This is a genomic window from Paraburkholderia sp. J63 (assembly GCF_905220245.1).
Lineage (GTDB): Bacteria > Pseudomonadota > Gammaproteobacteria > Burkholderiales > Burkholderiaceae > Paraburkholderia.
On sequence record NZ_CAJMZF010000172.1, the window covers coordinates 1 to 498 of the forward strand.

Annotated in this window: 1 pseudogene; it reads right to left on the reverse strand. The window is 65.1% G+C overall.

From position 1 onward, the window contains the following. Positions 1-462, reverse strand: a pseudogene (locus U5775_RS39020) (hypothetical protein); the annotation flags it as partial. Between the last annotated feature and the right edge of the window lie 36 nt (positions 463-498).

Consider the following 498-nt stretch of genomic DNA (forward strand, 5'->3'; position numbering starts at 1 on the left):
CACGTTGTGCAGCGCCACCGGCGTCGTCGAATCCGTGCCGCCCAGCGTCACAGAATCGTACGCCGAACTGTCGTAGTGCACCGCCATCGTGTCGGTACTGATAGAACCGCCATCGCCCAGCGCGTCAATCGCGTCGCCCACATTGTGGTAGGTCTTGCCGCCGACGGCGTAGCTCGGATTCGAGATCGAACCGTTCGGGTTCACCGCCGAGCCGCCGCCAAACGAGTCGGCCGTCGAACTGGCCAGCGTGTAGAGCTGCGAACCGTTCACCGCGTCCGTGCTCGCCGCGAGCACCGCACCGTTGGCCACGTTGTGCAACGCCACCGGCACGGTCGAGCCCACACCGCCAAGCGTCACCGAGTCGTGCGCCGACGAGTCGTACAGCACCGCATCGGCCAGCTTGCCGTTGATGTTCGTGATGTCGCCCTGCAGCGTGGTCATGTCGCCGGCGATGTTCGTCACGGCCTGGTTCGTTGCAAACAGCTGCTGACCGTTCAC